Origin of the sequence: Acrocarpospora pleiomorpha (assembly GCF_009687885.1) — a bacterium.
Taxonomy (GTDB): Bacteria; Actinomycetota; Actinomycetes; order Streptosporangiales; family Streptosporangiaceae; genus Acrocarpospora; species Acrocarpospora pleiomorpha.
The window spans coordinates 263,130-284,440 of record NZ_BLAF01000004.1 but is presented as its reverse complement, the minus strand read 5'-3'; the positions used below and the strand labels follow the sequence as shown (position 1 = coordinate 284,440).

General features: G+C 66.1%; 20 protein-coding genes. 6 read left to right on the top strand and 14 right to left on the bottom strand.

Annotated elements, in window-relative coordinates; genetic code table 11:
- Positions 1 to 14: 14 nt before the first annotated feature.
- From Aple_RS01320 to Aple_RS01305, 4 genes are all read right to left on the bottom strand, one after another.
- The gene (locus Aple_RS01320) at positions 15 to 1,055 is read right to left on the bottom strand and encodes a ketoacyl-ACP synthase III family protein (protein WP_155342550.1); all 1,041 of its coding nucleotides are present in this window, start codon (positions 1,053 to 1,055) and stop codon (positions 15 to 17) included.
- Between the two features lie 26 nt (positions 1,056 to 1,081).
- A complete protein-coding gene (locus tag Aple_RS01315) occupies positions 1,082 to 1,360 on the bottom strand; it encodes a phosphopantetheine-binding protein (protein ID WP_155342549.1) in 279 nt (92 codons plus the stop codon).
- Positions 1,357 to 2,424, bottom strand: a complete 1,068-nt coding sequence (locus Aple_RS01310; RefSeq protein ID WP_246264025.1) for a ketoacyl-ACP synthase III family protein — start codon at positions 2,422 to 2,424, stop codon at positions 1,357 to 1,359. The genes Aple_RS01315 and Aple_RS01310 overlap by 4 nt, the downstream gene beginning before the upstream one ends.
- A 640-nt stretch (positions 2,425 to 3,064) precedes the next feature.
- Positions 3,065 to 4,390, bottom strand: a complete 1,326-nt coding sequence (locus Aple_RS01305; protein WP_155342548.1) for a cellulose binding domain-containing protein — start codon at positions 4,388 to 4,390, stop codon at positions 3,065 to 3,067.
- A gap of 518 nt (positions 4,391 to 4,908) precedes the next feature.
- On the opposite strand from Aple_RS01305, the gene Aple_RS01300 reads away from it, so the two are divergent.
- On the top strand, positions 4,909 to 5,127 hold the full coding sequence (locus Aple_RS01300; RefSeq protein WP_155342547.1) for a hypothetical protein: 219 nt from the start codon (positions 4,909 to 4,911) through the stop codon (positions 5,125 to 5,127).
- A gap of 98 nt (positions 5,128 to 5,225) precedes the next feature.
- Here the strand turns inward: Aple_RS01300 and Aple_RS01295 are convergent, their stop codons facing one another.
- On the bottom strand, positions 5,226 to 5,645 hold the full coding sequence (locus Aple_RS01295; protein ID WP_155342546.1) for an SRPBCC family protein: 420 nt from the start codon (positions 5,643 to 5,645) through the stop codon (positions 5,226 to 5,228).
- A 110-nt stretch (positions 5,646 to 5,755) separates the two neighbouring features.
- Here Aple_RS01295 and Aple_RS56605 point away from each other — a divergent pair, with 110 nt between their 5' ends.
- The 5 genes from Aple_RS56605 (at position 5,756) to Aple_RS01270 (ending at position 10,046) form a co-directional block, all read left to right on the top strand.
- Positions 5,756 to 6,157 (top strand): DoxX family protein, encoded by a 402-nt coding sequence (locus Aple_RS56605; protein WP_246264024.1) that lies wholly within the window; start codon positions 5,756 to 5,758, stop codon positions 6,155 to 6,157.
- Between the two features lie 234 nt (positions 6,158 to 6,391).
- Positions 6,392 to 7,063 (top strand): hypothetical protein, encoded by a 672-nt coding sequence (locus Aple_RS01285; protein WP_155342545.1) that lies wholly within the window; start codon positions 6,392 to 6,394, stop codon positions 7,061 to 7,063.
- A gap of 290 nt (positions 7,064 to 7,353) precedes the next feature.
- A complete protein-coding gene (locus tag Aple_RS01280; RefSeq protein ID WP_155342544.1) occupies positions 7,354 to 8,172 on the top strand; it encodes a nitroreductase/quinone reductase family protein in 819 nt (272 codons plus the stop codon).
- A gap of 112 nt (positions 8,173 to 8,284) precedes the next feature.
- The gene (locus tag Aple_RS01275; protein ID WP_308805490.1) at positions 8,285 to 9,007 is read left to right on the top strand and encodes an enoyl-CoA hydratase/isomerase family protein; all 723 of its coding nucleotides are present in this window, start codon (positions 8,285 to 8,287) and stop codon (positions 9,005 to 9,007) included.
- Positions 9,008 to 9,212: 205 nt separating this feature from the next.
- Positions 9,213 to 10,046, top strand: a complete 834-nt coding sequence (locus Aple_RS01270) for an IclR family transcriptional regulator (RefSeq protein ID WP_155342543.1) — start codon at positions 9,213 to 9,215, stop codon at positions 10,044 to 10,046.
- Between the two features lie 71 nt (positions 10,047 to 10,117).
- Here the strand turns inward: Aple_RS01270 and Aple_RS01265 are convergent, their stop codons facing one another.
- The 9 genes from Aple_RS01265 to Aple_RS01225 form a co-directional block, all read right to left on the bottom strand.
- Entirely contained in the window at positions 10,118 to 10,996 is an 879-nt protein-coding gene (locus Aple_RS01265) for a cyclase family protein (RefSeq protein WP_155342542.1), read from the bottom strand.
- Positions 10,997 to 11,008: 12 nt separating this feature from the next.
- Positions 11,009 to 12,106, bottom strand: a complete 1,098-nt coding sequence (locus Aple_RS01260; RefSeq protein WP_246264062.1) for a PLP-dependent cysteine synthase family protein — start codon at positions 12,104 to 12,106, stop codon at positions 11,009 to 11,011.
- 54 nt (positions 12,107 to 12,160) lie between these two features.
- Positions 12,161 to 12,940 carry an ABC transporter ATP-binding protein gene (locus Aple_RS01255; RefSeq protein WP_170321224.1) on the bottom strand — a complete coding sequence of 260 codons (780 nt, stop codon included), beginning with the start codon at positions 12,938 to 12,940 and terminating at the stop codon, positions 12,161 to 12,163.
- 20 nt (positions 12,941 to 12,960) lie between these two features.
- Entirely contained in the window at positions 12,961 to 13,815 is an 855-nt protein-coding gene (locus Aple_RS01250; RefSeq protein WP_155342540.1) for an ABC transporter permease, read from the bottom strand.
- The gene (locus Aple_RS01245; protein ID WP_155342539.1) at positions 13,812 to 14,792 is read right to left on the bottom strand and encodes an ABC transporter permease; all 981 of its coding nucleotides are present in this window, start codon (positions 14,790 to 14,792) and stop codon (positions 13,812 to 13,814) included. Before Aple_RS01245 ends, Aple_RS01250 begins: the two co-directional genes overlap by 4 nt.
- Complete coding sequence (locus tag Aple_RS01240) at positions 14,789 to 15,661, bottom strand: ABC transporter ATP-binding protein (RefSeq protein ID WP_170321223.1); 873 nt, start codon at positions 15,659 to 15,661, stop codon at positions 14,789 to 14,791. The genes Aple_RS01245 and Aple_RS01240 overlap by 4 nt, the downstream gene beginning before the upstream one ends.
- Before the next feature lie 26 nt (positions 15,662 to 15,687).
- Positions 15,688 to 17,178 (bottom strand): ABC transporter substrate-binding protein, encoded by a 1,491-nt coding sequence (locus Aple_RS01235; RefSeq protein WP_170321222.1) that lies wholly within the window; start codon positions 17,176 to 17,178, stop codon positions 15,688 to 15,690.
- 88 nt (positions 17,179 to 17,266) lie between these two features.
- On the bottom strand, positions 17,267 to 19,249 hold the full coding sequence (locus tag Aple_RS01230) for a hydantoinase B/oxoprolinase family protein (protein WP_170321221.1): 1,983 nt from the start codon (positions 19,247 to 19,249) through the stop codon (positions 17,267 to 17,269).
- Positions 19,249 to 21,276: a hydantoinase/oxoprolinase family protein gene (locus Aple_RS01225; RefSeq protein ID WP_170321220.1), complete on the bottom strand. Its 2,028-nt coding sequence runs from the start codon at positions 21,274 to 21,276 to the stop codon at positions 19,249 to 19,251. Before Aple_RS01225 ends, Aple_RS01230 begins: the two co-directional genes overlap by 1 nt.
- Positions 21,277 to 21,311 lie beyond the last annotated feature (35 nt).

Below are 21,311 nucleotides of genomic sequence, written 5' to 3'. Positions count from 1 at the left end.
TCGATGACCACGTTTCAGGACCATGCGGGCGTATCGAGAATCTTGATCACGGCGCTGGAGACGGTGACTCCCGGGCCGGTGCCGAGCATCAGCAGGTGGTCGCCGGGGCCCAGTTGCCCGGTCACCAGCAGCCGGTCGAGGGCGAGGACCTGGTCACTGGCCCCGCAGTGGCCGATGGTGCGGCCGTAGTCCCAGGTCGATCGGGACATCGGCAGGTCGAGCGCCGCCATGCAGCGCTGTTCGACGATCTCTTCGGAGTAGTTCATGAAGGCCACCCGGGTGAGATCGCGGGCCTCGATCCCGCTCTCGGCCAGCGCGCGCTCGACGACCTCCACCAGCGCCCGCTGGATCTTGAACAGTGCCGCCGTGCTCTCGCCCCGGGGCATGACCTGCTGCCGAAACTGCTCGTTCCTGGCCCCGAAGCTCATCCGGCGGCCGACGGTGACGCCGGGAGGGAACAGGGGTTCGGTGCCCCGGTGCAGTTCCTCGGCCTCGGTCACGGTCACCGTACAGACCGACATCAGGCGCGCGAAACCTTCCTCCTTCGTGAGCACGAGCGCGCTGGCGGCGTCCCCGCCGATATAGCCGGGACCCATCCGCCACCGGTCCATCAACGGGGTGCCGTAATTGTCGGCGGCGACCAGCAGGGCGGCCTGCCGGCCGGGAGCGGCGTCCAGGTAGCTCGCCGCGAGTTCCAAGGCGATGAACATCCCGTTGCAGCCCTGCCGGATCTCGGTGGCCAGAACGTCCCCGCCGACCAGATGGCGCTGCAGGTAGGAATGCGGCGGCCAGCCGTCCGGACCTTGGTGCCACGTCGAGGCGTAAAGAAGGAGATCCAGGTCGGTCGCTGCCCGCCCGCTGCGCTTGAGCGCGCTCTGCGCCGCGTGCAGAGCCATCTCCGGAGCCGGCAGGTCACCGGCCACCGCCGCCCCGGCCAGGTTGTGCAGTTCGACCTCTTCGGCCGGATACCAGCCTTTGGCGACTGCCTTCTCGACGCTGACCGTCCGGGGGAGGAAGGCTCCCACTCCGCTGATGTAGGTGTCCGCCCACTGCATGACTCTGCCCTCGCTCGCTTGGACGGCTAGACGAATGAAGCCGGTTCGAGTTCTTTGATCAGCGCGACGATGGTCGCCACGTCCGTGAAGTTCTCGGCGTCGAGTCTCGCGGCGGGGATCGGGACGCCGATCTCCCGCCGGATGAAGTTCAGCAGGCGCGCCGTCCGCAAGGAGTCCAGAAGTCCCGACAACAGAAGCGGGGTCGTCTCGTCGACCTCCATGTCGACGTCGTCCGGGACCAGGTTCTTCTGGATGAAGGCGACCAGCCGGTACGCGATCTCGTCGGCGTTCCGTTCTGTCGTCATGCCGAGTGCCCCTTCGTACCGGCGGGCCGCGTGACGGGAGAGGTCGCGAGGACCCTGAACGCGGCCGCGGCGACCGAGGTTCCGGAACCGAACCCCACCATGAGCAGGTGATCGCCGGGTACGAGCCCACCGGTCGCGACCAGATGCTCGAAGGCGATGAACTGGTCGACCGCGCCGCAATGGCCGACGCCCCGGCCGTAGTCCCAGGTTGTCTGCTCGATTTCGATGCCCAGCCAGGACATTTGCCCGTCCAGGTCTTCGCGGCGGCCGTGCGGGAACGCGACCCGGGTGATGTCGGCCAGTCCGATCCCGGCCTCCTCCAGGGTCTGTTCCACCTGTTGCATCATCGTCTTCTGGATCGTCAGGTGTATTCCGGTTCCCCGCTCCTTGAGCAACCGCTGGCGGAATTCCTCGTGCCGGTCTCCGAAGCTCAGCCCCCTCCCGACGGTGGCGTCCGGGGGGAACAAGGGGTAGCCGCCGTCGTTGACCGCGTCGGCCTCCGGGATCGTCGTCGCGTTCACCGAGAGGAGCTCGGCCATGCCGTACTCCTTACCGAGGACGAGCGCGCACGCGGCATCGCCTATCACCGCCCCGGGCGTCATCCGCCAGCGGTCCACCAGCGGGGTGCCGTGGTTGTCGGCGGAGACCACCATCGCCGTGTCCCGGTCCGGGTCGGCTTGCAGATAACTCGCCGCCAGCTGGAGTGAGCTGATCATTCCGACGCAGCCGCTCCGGATCTCGAACGCCGGCACTCCCCCGCCGAGGAGATGCATCTGCAGGTAGTGCTGGGGCTGCCAGCCGTTCGGGCCCTGATGCCAGACCGACGGATAGAGCAGAAGATCGAGATTTCGCGGGGAGGATTCGCCCCAGCGGTCGTAGGCGTCCAGGACCGCGCGTCGTGCCATCTCGGGCGCGGGCATGTCGCCGGCGACCGCCGCACCGATCTGCTGGAATTGCTCAACCTCCTCGGCCGGGTACCGGCCGTCCCGAACCGCCTGCTCGATGCTCACGACGTCCGGCACGAAGACGCCGAGGCTCCTGACGAACATGTTGGATGTACGCACACGTCCCCTAACTCGTCGACGATCGCCACACCTGCCGGCATGGCGAGGAAGGGGCACCGTCGAATCGACGGTGCACCGTGGAGAACGGCGTCACCAGGACGCCGCCGGGGTTTTCCGGAAAGGCCGAGGAACGGGCCTCCGGCAGCGGGTCACGCGAACGAGGGCCCGTATCGCGCGTTCACACAAAAAGCACCGCTACATGCAGGTACGCAGTTTTGCATTGTGAAACGAGGTGAAATCCCGGAACGGGATGTCGAATAGCTCGCAGCCGAAAATTATCGGAATACGGAGCCGGTGGTCAGGCGATGTTCAGCTGGTAGTTCCGCAATCCCGGCCGACCGCCGAAGTGCCCGAACTAATTGCCGTCACGAGTTCCTCTCCCTCACCGGCCGTCACACAGGCAAGGATAGGGCGGCCCATCGAGTAACGCAATATAAACGTCCGAAATCCGAACGACGCCATTCTGTGATCGGAGTTAGGCGGAACGTGTTGAGCGGTGAAATGCACTTTTCTGCTCCGAGGCCTGTGCGGTTCTCCGCCTGACTGGCTCCGGAGTGTGTTTCCAAAATAGCTACAGCCGGTGATCCGGCTCAGCCGCTGCCGGTCCGTCATCGCACGGACCGGCAGCGGCAGACACCTCTTATCCGAACACTCTGGTACAGACGATGCCGTTGAGTTTGAACTCGGGCGGCGGGGCGTTCGTCCCGCTGTAGGTCGCCTCGAAACCGAAGCTGGTAGCGGAGCTGGCGCCGATGACGGCGTTGTGGCCGGCGTCGCGTGCGGTCACCTGAGCGCCGGTCTGGGTCACCGTGGCGTTCCAGCCAACCGTGATGTGCTGATTGCCTGGCCAGGTCCACGTCACGACCCAGCGGTCGATGGGAGTCGTGCCGGTGTTCGTGATCGTCACGCTGGCAGTCAAACCGGTGTCCCAGACGGTGGGGGCCCAGGCGACCTGGCAGGAGGTGCCCATCTTGAGCGCGCCGCGCAGGAAGCCTTCGAAGGTGTCCCAGGTGGGGTTGGGCGAGCCGACCACGGTGGTCCCGGCGCAATTCTGGGTGGTGTAGCTGGTCTGGGTACCGAAGCGGGCGGGGTCCAGGACCCAGCTCAGGCCGTGATCCGCGCCAGGTATCGAGATGAACTGGGCCTTACCACAGCTCGTCTTGATCTTGTTGTAGAGCAGGACGCTCTGCCCGTGCGGCACCAGAAAATCGGCCTGGCCGTGCAGGAACAGCAACGGCGGGTCGTTGCTGTCCACGTAGGTGAGCGGATTGGCCAGGGCCACCTGGGCGGGGCAGGTCTGGAGGGCGCAGCCGATCAGGAGGGATTCGGGGGAGGCGGGAGAGTCGTGGTTCAGCCCTCCGGTCGGCAGGTTCTGCGCGTTCATCTGGAGGAAGTCGGTGGGGCTGAAGAAGGCGAGTCCCCCTTGCACGGCACTGGAGACGCCGGTCGTGCCGATGGTGCCCTCCAGCGACGACACGCCGCCGGTCAGGGTGGCCATCTCCGTCAGCCAGCCGCCCGAGGAGGTGCCCATCATGGCGAAACGATTGGGGTCGAGCTGGTAATCGCCGGCGTGGGCGCGCAGCCAGCGGATGGCCGCCTTGATGTCGTGCACCTGGGCCGGGAAGATCGCTTGAGAGCTGGACCGGACGCTGACGCCGGCCACCGCGAACCCCTTGGCGTTGAAGATGTCGGCAATCGCGGCCGCGCCGACCTTGCCATCGTCGCTCGACCACGCCGAGCCACTGTGCCAGATCAGCAGCGGCCGTGGTGTGATGCCGATGCCGCTGGATGGCAGGTAAAGGTCCAGCAGGTGCCCCCTGGAGCCGGCCGGCTGTGCGGGCGCGTAGGCGATATCGCTGATCACCTCCGCGTGAGCCGGTGGCGCGAGGGCGAGCGACACACCGATGGTGGCCAGCATGGTCATGACCATGCCGACGATCGAGGACGTGCGGATACGAGCATGCATGGTGTGTCTCCGGTGTTTCGGGTGATCGCCGCTTCCCAGCTGGCCGTCCAGATCTCCCCCGGTGTGCCGGGGCAGCCGCGATCAGCACGCGAGCCGTAGCGCCTGTGAGAACGCACGTCTCGTTCGAGTCCTGGCCTCGCATCGATATGGGCGAGGTGACGATATGACAGGTACGCGACAATGGTCAAAGTATTCGTCGGATCGGTCCATTCCTGATGGCATGTCTTCCGGCCGAACAGGGAAACGCGGCCCATCTGGGACCGGACGGGACAAAGTGTAAGTGTCTGCCTCTAATCGCAGCAATCATCGTTGAACATGTGCTGCCCGCACGAGGACGCTGTGAAAGTTTCATCCTTCCTGCAGTTGATCAGGCCAGGTCATTATCGGTTGGACGATCATCACCCCGCCCTCAACCGGCGGTGATGCTCCGCGCCTGGCGCAGAGGTGCCACAATCCTTACCTGGCACACGGTTGGTGATATCTTGACCGCCATGATCCGCCCAGTATCAGGAGGATTGATGCGCAAGGTACGCGCGATTCTTGTCTCGGCCGTTCTGGCCACCGGAATGTCGTTATCGATCGGCGCCGCCCCGGCGCACGCCGAGACGCTGAACGGCATCTACCAGCAATACTCGGAATGCCAGCGGGTCGGAAGCTACGGCGACGACCAAGGCTGGTGGAACGACTGGAGATGCGAGTGGAAGAGCCAGTACTACTACTACTTCCTCTACGCGTGACACCGTGAAACGGATGCGCCCCCGGCTCGGGCTGGGGGCGCGCGTCAGGTCGGCGACGCCCACCTGACCCGATCTCGCCTGGCGGAGCCGCGCAGGCGTCAAGCGCCGAGCGTCCGCCGCAGGGCGTCGAGACCGCCGCTCAAGACGCGGTGGACGACGGCGATCGCTTCCTCCTCGGTGACCCCCACCGGTGTGAAGCCACCCGACCATTCCACCCGGGTTCTTCCCGGCTCGCCGGGAACCTCGTGTACGGCGATGGTGGCGCGGTAGTCCTGTACCGGGAGGGGCGGCTCGGGTGCGGAGTAGCTGTAGGTGCGGGCCCGCTCGTCGAAGTGTTCGAGGCGCTCGACGATGACGCCGCCGTCCTTGGTGGTGACCCTGCGGACGCGGCCACCCTCGAGGAGTTCGCTGCCCTTAATGGAGGGCAGCCAGTCGGGTAGCGAGTCGAAGCCGCCGATGAGCCCCCAGACGCGGTCGGGTGAGGCGGCGAGGTCGGCGGACGCGGTCGTGCTAGCCATGATGATCTCCTGAAGCCGGGGGCGCTCATGTAGTGGGCACGGCGCGCCGCTTTTTCGCACGCGCACTCCTGTACGTATCCGTACTCGGACCCGCAATCCAGCTTCGCGCCATGCTTGGCCACCTTCGGCCACGTTTGGCACCTGCTGCTGGGGGTGCGTCCCGCCGCGACATCCCACTGCGCGAGAAGACCCATCCTCCGTTCGTCCCGTTCCCCGCCCTCGTGGTCTACCTGACCGGCGTCCTGGAACTTGCCGGTGCGGTGGGCCTCGTGCTCCCGGCCACTCGGCGAGCGGCCGGGATCTGCCTGGCGCTGCTGTTCGTGCTCATGCTTCCGGCCAACATTCACGCCGCGCTGGCCGGGGCGACCTTGGCAGGAGAGGCGGCCACGCCGCTGTGGCAGCGCATCCCCGAGCAGGTCCTCTACATCGGCGTAGCGCTCTGGGCGGCGGGCGTCGCGGGAGGCCGTTCAGGCCATACGACCTCCGCGAGCACCGCCGTCCCAGTGCCTTAGAGCCGGTTTTCCGTTCCGATGTTCGTCAACCCCCGAGAAATCCTCATGAGTTGCAGCATCGGTGATCGTAGGGAGAGGATCGCAATGTCGCTCTTCCCGCACGACCCTGGCCATGCGGAGTCCTTGATGAGCTATCCATCCGGTCCTCACCTCCGGCAGCCGTATGGCCACCATCCACAGCAGCCCGACCGGCCACCACCACCCAAGAGCGTGACCTCCGCCATCGTCTTGACGATGGCCGCAGTCGCGGCAGTCCTGCTGATCGGCGGCTTTGCCATGTTCCTCGGCCTCAGCTCCGGCCAGGCGCCCAACCCCTCCGCTGTCCCCACACCGGCTTCCTCGCCACCGGCGGCGGCGCTGACGTCGACCGGCTACGTTCCGTTCTTCCCGCCCAGGACCCACCAGGGGCAGGGGCCCGCACTGCTGCGCATCGACCCGACCACCGGCCAGGGGCTGATAACGCTCACCCATGCCGGCAGCGCGAACTTCGTCGTCACCACCGTGGATGCGGCCGGCGCTGAGCTGGACCTCGTCAACGCCACCGGCCACTACGAGGGCACCCGACTGATCGGCTCAGACAACTCACAGATCATCGCGTTACGGATCCAAGCAGATGGCGCGTGGACCGCCACCACCAAACCCTTACTCGATGCACAGGTCTGGAATGGGCCGACCATCCAGGGCCAGGGCGATCAGGTGCTTCGCCTGGACCGCCCCATCGGCAGACACACCCCCGCCCGGGCCTCGCACCCCAGCAAGGGCGTCTTCATCGTCCACGTGATCGGCGACAGCACTGAACTCCAGATCGACGCCGACGACGCCTTCTCCGGAGAGTTCCTCCTCAAGACCGGCACCACCTTCGTCGACATCCACGCGGACGGACCGTGGACGCTCAGCCGCAACTAGAGCGGCTCACGGCACCTCCGCGGAGTTCGTACGCCTTGACACTTCTTTTGGAATGTGGGCGTAATGGCTGTCGCGTCGCGTGTCGCCGCCGGGAGGACGGACGGAGGCATGGAGGCGCCGAATCAAAGGGGATGACACTATGGCCACTCACGCCGTCGGTCGTGCCTGAGCACACCGCGCCCGCGCGTCGTCCCATGCCTCTTGCGGTGTCGTAGCACCCGCTTGCGCCAGCATGCCCGTGCGGGTTTCCCATGTCATCGACACCCGCCCGCAAGGAGCCAGAGTTCAGCATGCCCATGGACTTCAACCAGCAGATCATCGACGAATACCGTGCCAACAAGGGCCAGGTCGGCGGCCCTTTCGAAGGAGCCCGGCTGCTCCTGCTGACCACCGTCGGCGCCAGGACGGGCGCCGAGCACACCACGCCGCTCGGCTGCCTGCCCGACGGCGACCGCACTCTCGTCATCGCCTCGGCCGGCGGCGCGCCCCGGCATCCGGCCTGGTATCACAACCTGCTCGCCAACCCACGGGTCACCGTGGAGGACGGCGTCTTGACGTACCAGGCCAAGGCGGTCGTGCTCGAGGGCGAGGAACGCGAGCGCATGTTCGCCCGCGCCGTCGAGGCGGACCCCGGCTGGGGCACGTACGAGGAACGGTCGGGCCGTGTCCTGCCGGTGGTGGCATTGGTGCCGATCGACCACGGGCCGCCCGCCGGCTCTTTCGGCGACGCGCTGATCACCATTCACGACGCCTTCCGCCGCGAACTGGCCCTCATCCGCGCGGAGGCGGCCCGGTCGGGGCCCCGCGTGGCCGCGCAGCTTCGGGTCAACTGCCTGACCATGTGCCAGGGCCTGCACGTGCACCACTCGAAGGAGGACGAATACATGTTCCCGGCCCTGGCGGGCCGCTATCCGGAACTGGCCGCGGTGATGGTTCGGCTGCGAGCCGAGCACGGGGTGATCGCGCGACTGCTTGACGAGCTCAAGACGCTGCTGGCCGCCGACGATGTCACCTCTGAGACCCTGCTGAGCGAGGTGAACCGGCTCACGAAGGAGCTGGAGGCCCACCTGGACTATGAGGAGGAGCACCTCGTACCGCTGCTGAACTGATCTTCCGGGGCGCCCCGGAGGCGGTCGCCCGCTTCAGCAGATATTCGACATTTTGGTGTGATTCCATGATAGTTATGTAGACTATGGTGGAGGAGCTGCTCTGAACGACACGGTGAAGGTCGAGGAAGGGCCGGGCAGGATGCTTGTCCGGCTGAACCGGCCGCAGGTGCGCAACGCGATCGACGCCGCGATGGTGGCGGACCTGCACGAGGTGTGCGCCGAGCTGGAGCGGCGGCCACGCGTCCTGGTGGTCACGGGCACCGACGGCGTCTTCGCCGCGGGCGCGGACATCCGCGAGCTGCGTGAGCGCCGCCGCGAGGACGCGCTGGCCGGCATCAACAGCGGACTGTTCGACCGGATCGCCCGGCTGCCGATGCCCACGATCGCCGCGATCGACGGCCCCGCCCTCGGCGGCGGCGCCGAGCTGGCCTACGCCTGCGACTTCCGCATCGCCACTCCGCGCGCCCGATTCGGCAACCCGGAGACGGGGCTGGGCATCATGGCCGCCGCGGGAGCGTGCTGGCGGCTGCGCGAGCTGGTCGGCGAGCCTCTCGCGAAGGAGATCCTGCTCGCAGGCCGGGTGCTCGCCGCCGAAGAGGCGCTGGACGTCAGGCTGGTCAACCAGCTGGTCCCCGAGGACGAGCTGCCGGCCGCGGCGGACCGGCTGGCCGACAGGATCGGGAGGAATGCCCCGCTGGCGCTGCGCCTCACCAAGCTCGCCCTCGCCGCTCCCCCGGGCGCCCATCCCCGCTTCGACGACGTGGCGCAGGCCGTGCTGTTCGAGACCGAGGACAAGCACGAGCGTATGACCGCGTTCCTGGAGCGCCGCCACTGACAACCGGCTGGCGCGCTTCAACGCCCAACGCCTGCACCTCACTCCGCTTTGCGGATACGCCTGCAGAGCCCAGCCGACGGTTGACAATCGCGTTGTGTGGGATGGATCAATAGTCGCGAGGTTGCGGGCGGACGCGCGATCGATCCCCTCGCCGGGGTTGAGAAAGACCATTGTGCACTTCACCCGCAAAGCGGATACTTGGGTCATGGCGGATCGAGACCGCAACTCCTCCCAGACAGTTGAGAAGGCGATGCGAGTGCTTCGCTTTGTCGGCACGTCGGAGCGGCCCGTCTCGGTCGCCGAGATCTCGGCCGGCACAGGCTATAGCGCGACCTCCATTCAACGCGCGATCCGCGCTCTCGAGAAAGAGGGAGCCCTGGCGCGGTGTACGGCCAGTTCTCGCGTCCAGATCGGATGGATGATCCGGGGACTCTCGCAGGGGCACGAATGGCACGACCTGCTCAAGGCCTCGTCACGAGCGGTGCTCAGTGCGGTGCAACGCCGATGCGGCGAAGAGACGGTGGGGCTTTATGTCGGGATCGGCACCGTCCAGTTCATGTGCATCGACACCTTGGCGGGACTTCACGGCCTGACCCATATTGAGCGTCTCTACCAACCGATTGAGATGGCGCGTGGTGCGACCAGCCAGGTCTTCCTGGCCCAGCGGCTCGCACGCTTTGGGTTGGAGCCGTTGCGCGAGTTCATGAAGGAGAACTTTCATCTCGACGATGCCGACGAAGCCAAGTTGGAGTCGCTTATCGGCAAGGTGCAGGACACGCGGAGCCTCGGGTACTCGGAGTCCGAGAGCACTCGCTTCCCGGGCTTGCACGCGATCAGCGTCCCGGTCCTTTCCAAGCGCGGAGAGACCTTGGCGGCTTTGACCGTGTCCGGGGCATCCAGTCGATTTGTCGGAGCCGACACGAAAGGCTGGGTGTCACAGTGTTTGCTCGCCGCCGAGGAGATCTCCAGCCGATACCACTCGGAGTTGGCGCGTGAACAGGCTCGAGAGGGAGGCACCGGCATCACGCACCCGGTTTGACCCCTCCTGGCTGGTCCCCACAACAAGATTGAACCGCTTGCGTGCAACCCCGCAGGCAAGCGGTCGCGTGTTCAGAACGTGGCGACCGGATTGACCGGGGATCCCGTGCCCTTCTCGAGTAGCAACGGGGCCACGGTGAGCAGGAACTCGTAGCGGCCCAGCTCACGGCAGGTGTCCGCGAGCCGCTCCACCTCTGGGTGATCGAGGAGGATCAGGCCCATCGACACCAGCCCGATCGCATGCAGGGGGTAGGTGAACCGGTCGCTGGGGTACGGGATCGGCTCGGTGCAGTCGCCGCCGTAGACGGCGATTTCCCTCTCGTGCATCCATTCGTACGTCTCGGGCAGCAGGCCGGGACGGGCGGATGGAATGCCGTGCCCGGCGACGTAATCGAGGAATCCGCAACGGACAAAAAGCGCGTCGCCGCGGCCTACGGTGACACCGGCCATCTGCTCGGCGGCTTCCAGATCGGCAACGGTGATGCCGGACCCGGGCGGGAACCACTCCAGCCCCAGGGCACCGGCGACATCCAGCAGAACTCCGCGGGTGAATATCCCGTCACCCTGCGCGGTGATCGCGCCATAGTGGACCCCATCCCTCTTGAAGGACTCGGTGATGGGCACCCCGTTGTACATGCGGCCCTCGAACTGTGAGTGCGCGAGAGCGTCCAGATGCGTGTTCACCAATCCGTGGCAGGCGACACCGAAATAGTCGTACGCCGACGCTTCGCCGCTCCCGACGAAGACCATGTGCTGCACGTCCGGTTTGAACGGACGCGACAGGGAGACGGACAACCCCTCGGTGACCAGGCGCGCGGCCTCGACTCGTTTGGCGGCGTCGATGAAGTTCAGCGTGCCGAGCACGTCATCGGAACCCCAGCGATGGGTATTGGACACTTTCTCGAAGATCGCCTGCAGAGCGTCGTCGTCGCGCACGAGCTTTTCGAGCATTTGTGGTTCTCCTCACACAGAGTGCTTGTCGTGGGCGAGCAGCGCGTGGAGGTCGTCCTGCACGCCCGAGATGTCAATGCCTTCCTGGGCCAGCCAGTCGTCGTCGTAGTAGGTGTTCGCGTACCGCCGGCCTGAGTCGCAGATCAGTGACACGATGCTCCCGGACCTGCCCGCGGAGACCATCTCCGCCGCGAGCCGGAGACAACCCCAGACGTTGGTTCCGGTTGATCCCCCCGCTGTGATGCCGGCCTCTTCGTCGAGCCACCTCATCGTGGCGATGGAGGCGGCATCCGGAACCCGCATCATCCGGTCGACCACCGACCCGATGAAGCTGGGCTCGACCGTGGGACGTCCGATGCCCTCGATTCGGGAGCCGCGGCCGACAGCGCAGCCCGAGTGCTTCCACCCGTCGAAGTAGGCCGAGCCTTCGGGGTCGACGACCGCCAGCCGGGTCGGCACTCCCCGGAAGCGGATGTACCGGCCGATCGACGCGCTCGTGCCACCGGTTCCGGCGCCGAGAACGACCCACTCGGGCGTCGGATATCTTTCATGACCGAGTTGTTCGAGGATGATCGCTCCTAAGCCGTTCCTCCAGTCGGTGGCCCGTTCCGCGTAGGTGAACTGATCGATGAAGTGGTGGTTGGGGCGCTGGGCGATCTCGGCCGCGACCGCCGTCGGGTGACGTCCATCCCCTACCAGGTGGCAGACCCCACCGAACTGCTCGATGAGCCGGACCTTGGACAGAGAGGTGCTCTTGGGCACTACTGCGACGTAAGACAGACCCAGGAGCCGGGCGAAGTATGCCTCCGACACGGCCGTCGACCCGCTCGAGGACTCCACGACGGTGGTGCCCTCACGGATCCAGCCGTTGCAGATGCCGTAGACGAACAAGGAGTGCGCCAATCGGTGCTTGAGGCTTCCCGTCGGGTGTGTCGACTCGTCCTTGAGGTAGATGTCGACGCCGCTGCTGGAGAAGATGTTCAGTTTCAGGAGATTCGTCTCGCCGGTACGTGCCGCGTCAGCGGTGAGTCGTGCCAGCGCCTCCCGCGACCAATCACGATCGGCGGCGTCGGAGAAGCGGTCCTCGGCCATGGCTGCGGCGTCGGGCATGCTGCTCACTCGGGGGCTCCTTCGGGTAGCGCGGCGATCAGTTGCGGGGGCGGTTCAGACCTCAATGCGAGGAACCGAGGCGAGGAGGGACTGGGTGTAGGCGTGGACGGGGTCGAAGATGACCTGCTCAGCCCGTCCGAGCTCCATGATCGCTCCATCTTTCATCACACAGATCCGGTCGCAGAGATCACCCGCGAGTAGCAGGTCGTGTGTGATGAACAGCATCGCCATGCCCTCTTCGCGTACCAGGCCGGCGAGGTGGTCCACGACCTTCGCCTGGGCGGAGACATCGAGGGCCGTCGTGCACTCATCGGCGATCAGGACGTCCGGGCGGGCGACCACGGCCAACGCGATCGCGACACGCTGCCGCATACCCCCCGACAGCTGGTGCGGGAAGACCCGGAGCACGCGATCCACGTCTCGTAGAGCGTTGCGCTCAAGCAGGTCCTGCGCGAGATGACGTCGCTCGCGACGCGAGAGGTTCGGCCGATGTCTGCGGATCACCTGATTCAGCTGGGTTCCTATCCGCATGGTCGGGTTCAGTGAGCTCAGGGCGTTCTGGAACACGTAGCCGACGTGCGACCCGCGGAATTGGCGGGTGCGGTCGCCCCGTGGGGACATGATCACGCTGTTCCCGAGCCGGATCTCGCCGTCACGCACTTCCGCGTTGGAGGGAAGCAGCCCGATGATGCTCCGGCCGAGGGTGGACTTGCCGCTGCCCGACTCGCCTACGAGGCCGAGGATCTCGCCCGGGTTGAGCTGAAATGTGGCGTCGCGGAGGGCCGGCGCGGCGAGCTCACCGCTCACACGGTAGGCCACGGTCAAGTTGTCCACCTGTAGCCCCTGCGCGTCCACTAGCGGCTCCTGGGATCGTGGCGGTGCCTGAGGCGGTCGCCGAAGAAATTGATCGAGAGAACGACGAGCGTGATCAGCAATCCCGGGATGACGGCGAGCCATGGTGCGGTCTCGAGGAAGCTCCGGCTCTCGGCGAGCATGACGCCCCAGCTCGTGGCCGGGGGCGCCAGCCCGATCCCCAGGAATCCCATCGCCGACTCGGCCAGCAGCATGTGGCCGACCTGAAGGCTGCCCAGGACCAGAATGGTGTTGAGAACGTTCGGCAGCAGGTGCCGCACCATGATCCGGGCCGGTCCCATGCCCGCGGCCTCCAGGCCGCGCACGAAGGGGCGCTCCCGAAGGGACATCACCTCCGCGCGAACGACGCGTGCGTACTGGGCCCATCCGATGATGGCCAGTGTGACGACGATGACCGGAAGGCTCCGCCCGACCGACGTCACGATCGCCATCGCCAGCAGAATCGAGGGAAACACCAGCTGGGTCTCGGTGAGACGGGAGATCACGATGTCGACCGGGCCGCGGCGGTAGCCGGCCAGAAGGCCGAGGAGCGTGCCGAAGGCGGCGCCGAGAAGTACCGACAGGGACGCGATCATCAGGCTGAGCCGGCACCCGACCACGAGTCGCGCCAGCACATCGCGTCCCAGCTGATCGGTGCCGAGTGGATGGTCCCACGTTCCCCCGTCCAGGAAGGCGGGAGGACGCAGCCGCGAGGTCAGGTCCTGGGTGAGCGGGTCGATCCCCGGCAAAAACGGGCCGATACTTCCCACGACTGCAAAGACCACCAGGACCCAGGCACTCAGCGGGAGACGGCGCAGCCCGCCGCGGAGATCCGATTTCCTCTGTACGCCGGTCATGAAGACCCAATCCTTGGATCAACGATCCGATACAAGATTTCGATCAGCAGGTTGACCGCAAGGAAGATCACGGCCACGACGACAACGATCGCCTCGACGAGAACGAGGTCGCGGGTGAGCACTGCCTGTGTCGCCAGGCTTCCAAGACCGGGCCAGCCGAACACCACCTCGACCGTGACCGCGCTGCCAAGGAGCGTGCCCACCTGGACCCCGACTACCGACAGGACCGGTATGGAGGCGTTTCTCAGGCAGTGGGTCAGCAGGACCGTGCGCCGGGGAAGCCCGTGTGCCAGGGCCGACTCGATGTAGCTCTCGTGCAGCACCTCGATGACCGAGGACCGCATCACTCGCGCGATCTGCCCCATGGGATAGGTCGACAGCACGATCGCGGGCATGATCAGGTGATCCGCCCCTCCGGCGCCCCCGACGGGGAGAAGTTCCAGGTGGACGGCGAAGATGTAGATGCCGAGCAGTCCCAGCCAGAACTCGGGGACGGATTGCATCAGTACGGTGACGCCCGTGACCAGGCGATCGCACCACGATCCTTTCCTGACACCGGCGAAGGCGCCCAGCGGGACGCCCACCAGCACAGCTATCGCGAGCGCGAGGCCGGCCAACTGGAATGTGTACGGCAGCCGAGCCATGACGAGTTCCAGGTTGGGCGTGGAGTATTGCGCGGAGACGCCCAGGTCTCCCCTGGCGAGGTGCGACAGGAAGGAGCCGTACTGGGCGATCAGCGGGCGGTCGAATCCCATCTGCTGTCGCAGTGCCTCGACCTGTTCCGCGGTCGCGCCCGGCCCGAGCTTGGCGGCGGCCGGGTCACCGAGGACCGAGCCGATGAAGAACACCGTTGTGACAACGAGCCACAGGGTGACGGTGTAGCCCAGCAGAACAGAGCCGATTCGCTGGGCTCGGAATCGGCCGCTCTTCGGAGCTCGCGCGGGGGCCGGTGGCTTGCGTGCTTCCGTTTGGGTCATCGGACAGCGCCCTCAATACCGTCGTCGGCATCTATGTGCTTCCCCTTCGCGGGAGAGTCCCTGACGGCCAGGCGACGTTGCATCGCCTGGCCTGGGCTGGCCGCGAGTAGCGTGCGTGTGTACGCGTGCTCCGGATGGCGCAGGACGGCGTCGGCCGGCCCGATCTCGCATATCTTCCCCGACGCCATCACCGCGGTTTCCTCGGCGATGTGGGTGACCAAGGGCAGGTTGTGGGTAATGAACAGGACCGCTACTCCGGTCTCGTCGATCAACCTGCGGAGCAGGGCGATGACCTGCTGCTGCACTGTCACGTCGAGCCCGGACGTGGGTTCGTCGGCCACCAGAAGCTTGGGCTGGAGCATCAGTGCCCGCGCGAGCACGATTCGCTGAATCTGCCCCCCGCTGAGCTGATGGGGGTACCGGACCAGAGCATCGGCGGGCAGTCCCACGCGCCGCAGCAATTCCTCGTCACTGGCGTCGACACAACGTTCCGCGTGCAGCCGGCGGAGTTCGGCGAGGCCGGAAGCCACCGACTGGCGAGGATCCAGCGATGCCTGGGGATCTTGGAAAACCATCTGAACGCCGGTTCGCCGGCGTCGGCCGCGACGGGTCGAGAAGTCGGCGACATCGTGGCCGAGCACCTCGAGGGTGCCGTCTGTCACTGGTGCGAAGCCCATTGTGGCCATCGCCACGCTCGATTTGCCCGACCCTGACTCCCCCACCAATGCGAGGCATCGCCCCTCCTCGATCGAGAAGGTCACCCCATCGACGGCGATCACGGACGGGTGGCCCGCGCGCCGGTACTCGACGCGCAGGCCCTCCGCTCTCAGAACCGCCTGCCGGTGTGTGGCACTGGCTGTGTCAGTCACTGACAGCGACTGTTCTGGCTGGATCATCAGGTGAATGTCAACTTGCGGACATCGATGTACTGATCTGCCCTCTGCTCAAAGCCCTTTACCCGGTTTGAGACTGCGACGATGTCCTGGAAGTTGAACAGCGGCATGACGCAGACGCGGTCGTTCAGCACCTCGTTCTGAAGCTCGGAGTAGCGGGCGCTTCTCTTCTCGCGGTCGTCGATCTCGCGCACAGCGGCGACCTCCTTGTCGAGCTCGGCGTCTGCGCAGTAGTTCTCGACGCCGTTCGTCTTCAGGATCGTCTGCGCGATGGCGTCCTCGGAGGGGTAGAGCGGTGCGATCCCGATCATGATCAAGCCGGCGGGTCCACGACCGAGCACCTGCTTGATGAACGTGTTGTACTCCAGGCCGTTCAGGTCGACCTTGACGTTGGCATCGCCGAGCATCGCGCCGATGGCCTCTGCCATCTGCGAGTCCTGGGGATATCGGCCGATCGTGTAGATGAACGGGATACTGGAAACACCGGCCTTCTGGAAGTCGGTGGCGGCGGCGTCCTTCGAGACGGTGAGATTCTGGCCTCCCGACGTGCTGCTACCGAAATTCGGCGGCCAAAGCGAGGGGGTGGCCCCTTGGTCGGCCAGCAATGAGGTGATGGCGCCGCGATCGATCGCCTGCACCACGGCGCGGCGTGCCTCGACCTTGTTGAACGGCGGCTCGAAGACGTTCATGAGGAGATACATGGTTCTTTGCCCGAGCCGGCTTTTGACCGTGACGTCCGCGGAGTTCAGTTGGCCCGCGACAGTCGGGTCGACGTTGTCGACGATGTCGACGGCTCCGGTGGTGAGCTGCGACACCTGGCTCGACGCCTCGGGGGTCCACGTCAGGGTGACGCCCTTGTAGCCGACAGCGCCACCCCAATAGCGGTCGTTACGGGTTACCGAGATCGATTGGCCCTTCGTCCAAGAACCGAAGACGAACGGGCCGGTGCCGATCGGCGACGTACCGAACCCGTCTCGGCCCACCTGCTCGTAATACTTCGGCGGAAGTGCCGGCACGATACTGAGGATGTCAGGCAGGATGCCGAGCGACTTCTCTGTCGTGACCTCGACTTTGTAGTCTGCGGTCGCTTTCGCGTCGACGCCCGAGAGGTAGGCGGCGAGAATTCCTTCGGAGTCTCGGGTGAGGGTGATCGACTGAGCGACAGCCTCCGCGTCGAGTTTCTCGCCATTGGAGAATTCCACGCCCTCCCGCACCGAGAGTTCCCAGGTGACCGGTGAGGACCTCGCCCAGGCGGTGACGAGTCCCTCCTTGTTGGGAACTCCGGACTCGTCGGTGGCGATCAGGTATTCCACTACCGTTCGCTGGATGTTTCCGGCGCCCTTGCCGACATCCACGACGGGGTTGAGGCTCCGGGGCTCGGTCGCGGTGAGTATTTTGAGGATCTGGTCGCCGGGCCCACTGGCTCCGTCTGTTGAACCGCCGGTCGAACCGCTGGCGCAGCCAGCGAGGGCCAGCATCACTGACCCGATCACGGCAGCGACCGTAAACCGGCCCCTTGCCTTCCCTATAATGGACATTGCACTAACCTTTCGATGGTACTCAGTAAGCTTCGACCGCAGCTCAGGCCATCCGGAAGAGCTTTTTGATCTCTCTCCACTCGGCTTGGATGAGTTCCGGCGAGACCGATTCCCCCGAGGTAATCCGGTGACTTGCTCGTTCGTGCAGCAGTTCACGAATGTGCATCTGCACCGCAGCAGGTAGCGCTTTGACCACTGCATTGAATTCAGCGCGTGCGGCGTCGGGCCACGCCGTGTCGTACTCGGCGCGAGCCGATCCGAAGTCGAGGCCACCGGGCCGATCCGAGTCGGCCATGACGATGCGGACCGCCGTGGTGGCGTCCATGTTCACCTGGCCGTCTTCAATCACCACTCCGTAAGCTTCACGAGCGTGCTCGACGCTGATAAGGCCGCGCTTCGCGTCATCTGCGATGGAGTTCACCGCACGGTCCAGTGGGTTGCCGTGCGCGCCGCCCGATGCCGACTCGAAGCGGACGCGCTCACCCGGAGCGAGCCGAAGGACGTCGATCTTCCCAATCGGCTCGACGGTTCCGTCCACTCGAGTCACGGTTGTGCGGCCGGTCGACCCGGCATGGCCGCCGTCGATGCCCCAGGGCTGGAAGCGAAGGCGCTCCATGCCGCGGGCGGTCAGGGCCGTGCCGGGAGCGGTCGCCTCGACCTCCACGTGAATCGCCGCACCCCCTCTGAAACGGCCGGGAGCGCACGAGTCCGCGACCAGCCCGAACGAGCGCATCACAACCGGAACGTCCATCTCGAACCGTTCCGCCGGCACGTTCTTCCCCTGTGACAGGCTCAGGCCCCGGCCGTCGATCCCGTCCCGGTCGGGGCGTGCTCCGGAGCCGCCCACGATCGGCGAGACGGTGCTGAGGAGCATCCCGTTCTTCTTGAGTGCGGGAACGGAGACGAGCGGGATGGTCACCTGCCCCGACGACGCGGCGGGCACGACGGACGGCACCGCCAGAGCCAGGGTCGCCCGCAGCACGTCCTGGACCCGGAATACCGTGGCGGCTCGCACGCCGACCGCGGCGGATGGGCCTGGGTGCAGGATTGAGCCCTCCTCGATCACCGCGCGCAGAGGTCTCAGGACTCCGCTGTTCAAGGGGCAGGTGGGGTTGATGGTGTGCAGGTACATGAAGAAGGACATCGCGATGAAGTAGTGCATCTGCCCGTACAGAGGCACGTTCATCGCCGAACGGACCTGCGCGTCGGTACCGGTGAAGTCGAACTCGCACTCGGCGCCCCGCACGCGGAGCGTGAGTTCGATGCGTACAGGTCGATCGGAGTGCATGTCGTTGTCGAGGTAGTCGACGCAGTGGTACTCGCCATCGGGGATCGCCAGGATCGCGGCTCGTGCCGAGTCTTCGGCGTAGTCGACCAGGTCGTTCATGGCGGAGGTGATCGCGGCACCGCCGAACCTGTCCACCATGCCGTGCAGCCGCTCCTCCGCCGTGTTCATCGCCGCGAGGATCGCCTTGATGTCTCCCCAGTTCTGCTCAGGGATCCGGCAGTTGGCCATGAACAGGTCGAGGATGTCGTGGTTGATCTCGCCCGCCCGGTAGAGCTTCTTCGGCGGGATCCTCAGTCCCTCCTGGTAGATCTCGGTGTTCGCGGGCGAGATGCTTCCGAAGACACTTCCTCCCACGTCCGTGCTGTGGATGAAGCAGGCGAGGAAACAGACGATGTCCTCGCCGTCGAATACCGGCTTCCACAGGTAGATGTCGGGCAGGTGGGTGGACAGGCCCCCGGAGGAGGCCGGGTCGTTGGTGATGGCGATGTCGCCGGGCTGGTAGGGCCCGGCCGCTTGGAGTGCCTCCTTCATGGACTTCGGCGTGATGCTCACTCCGAGCCGCTGGGAGTAGGCGATGGTCTCCCCCGCCGGGTTCACCAGGGACGCGGAGAAGTCCAGGGCGTCCTTCACGTAGACGGTGAAGCCCGTGCGCTGGATGATGTAGGCCATTTCCTCCGCGATCGCCTGCAACCGGTTCCCGAATACGTCCAGCAGGGCTCGGTCGCTGAGGCCGCGCATCACTTGCTCCCCTTCTCGGTGATCACGAGATTGAAGGCGTCGTCGACCGTCGCTTCGTAGGCAGCGGTTACATAGGTCGTCGTGTCGTACTGCTCGACGACGCACGGTCCAGGCAGCAACTCGCCGGGCCGTAGATCTTCCCTGGCGTGCACGGAGGCATCCAGGTACTCCCCCTTGGAGTAAACCTTGCGGGTGCGCTGGACCCGATCGTGGTGTTCTCGGGCGAGTGGCCTCGCGGGGGCCGGCGGTCGTGCGATCGTTCCCACGATCTGCAGGCGCACGGCGAGTATCTCGATCGGTGATGCCGGGTCGGAGTAGCGGAACAACCGCTCGTGGCGCTGGTGAAACGCCTCCTGGAGCGCGGTCAGGTCCGCGGGGCCGTCCCCGGCCGGCCATGGCACGTTCAGGTAGAAGCCCTGTCCGACGTAACGGATGTCGGCGCTGGATTGAACCTCTACGCCGGTCGTCTCAAGGTTCTGGCCAGACAGCCAGGCGCGGGCTTCTGTCTCCATGGTGCGCACCGCCTCGACCATGTCCTCCCGTCGGACATCCTCGAGCTTGTCGTAGACGCTGCGGACGTAGTGCGTTTTGATGTCCGTGGTCAAGGCCCCGAGAGCACACAGCGTTCCGGGCGCGGGCGGGACGACCACCCGGCGGATCCCCGTCTCCTCCGCGAGCATGCAGGCATGCGTGGGCCCCGCGCCGCCATAGGGCAGCATCGCGAAGTCCGCCAGTTCGATGCCCTTCTTGGCCGCGAGAGGGACCAGGCCCGCGTACATGTTGGTCGTCGCGACCTGCACGATGGCGTCGGCCGCGTCGACCGCGCTGACGCCAAGCCGAGCGCCGAGCGCTTCGAGCGCGACGTGACTCAGATCCCGCCGCAGTTTCAGTTCGCCGCCGAGGAAACGATCGGGGTCGATGATGCCCAACTCGACGTATGCGTCCGTGACCGTGACCTCGGTGCCACCCCGGCCGAGGCATACCGGTCCGGGCTCCGAGCCCGCGCTGCGCGGACCGACCTTCAGTACGCCACCGGCGTCGATCCAGGCGATGGAGCCGCCCCCCGCACCGACCGAGTCCACGTCGACAGCGGGCATGACGGCCGGGAAGCCCCCGACGCGACTCTCGTTGCTCAGCACCGGGTCCCCATCGATCACCGAAACCTCGGCGCTGGTCCCGCCCATGTCGAAAGCAACGATCTTGGCGACCCCGGCGACATGGCCGGAGTAGGAGGCGCCCACCACACCGGAGGCCGGACCGGACAGGAGAGTCTCCGCTGCCGAACTCGCCGCCGTCTCGGCGGTCATGACGCCGCCGTTGGAACGTGTCACCAGCATGTTCGCCGTGACGCCCTTGTCACGCAGACCCGCTGTCAGGTCCCGGAAGTAGGCCGCCATCCGCTTGCCCACGTAGGCTTCGATGACGGCTACGATGCCTCGCTCGTACTCCGAGAGCTCGGGCCAGATCTCGGAGGAGACCGCCACGTAGAAATCCTCAAGGTCCATCCTCAGTTCCGCGCCCGCGGCTTGCTCGTGTGCGGGATAGCGGTAGGAGTGGAGAAAACAGACGGCCAGCGCCTCGGCGCCGTCGTCGACCAGGGCGCGACCGGCGTCCCTGACCTGGGCCGGCTTCAGGGGGATGTCCACCGTGCCGTCGGCGAGGATTCGTTCGTCGATCTCGACGACGTCGTTACGGGAGACAAGCGGGAGTTGGGCCTCGATCGCGAAGTCGAGCAGATCATCCATGCGGACTCGGCCGAGCTCCATGAGGTCACGGAAGCCGCGGGTGACCAGAAGACCCGTGCGCGCGCCGTTGCGCTCGATGAGGGTGTTGGTCGCCAAGGTCGTCCCGTGAACGAAGTATGTGATCTCGTGCGGCTGGACGCCATGCTCCCCGGCGAGGCGATCGATCACCTCAAGAACCGGCTTCCACGGTGCCGACCTCGACGAAGGCACCTTCAGATTGATGGTCTTGCCGGTTGATTCCTCGATGAGCACCGCGTCGGTGAACGTGCCACCGATGTCCACGCCGAGTCGGAAGGACCTTGCTCCTGCCTTTGCAA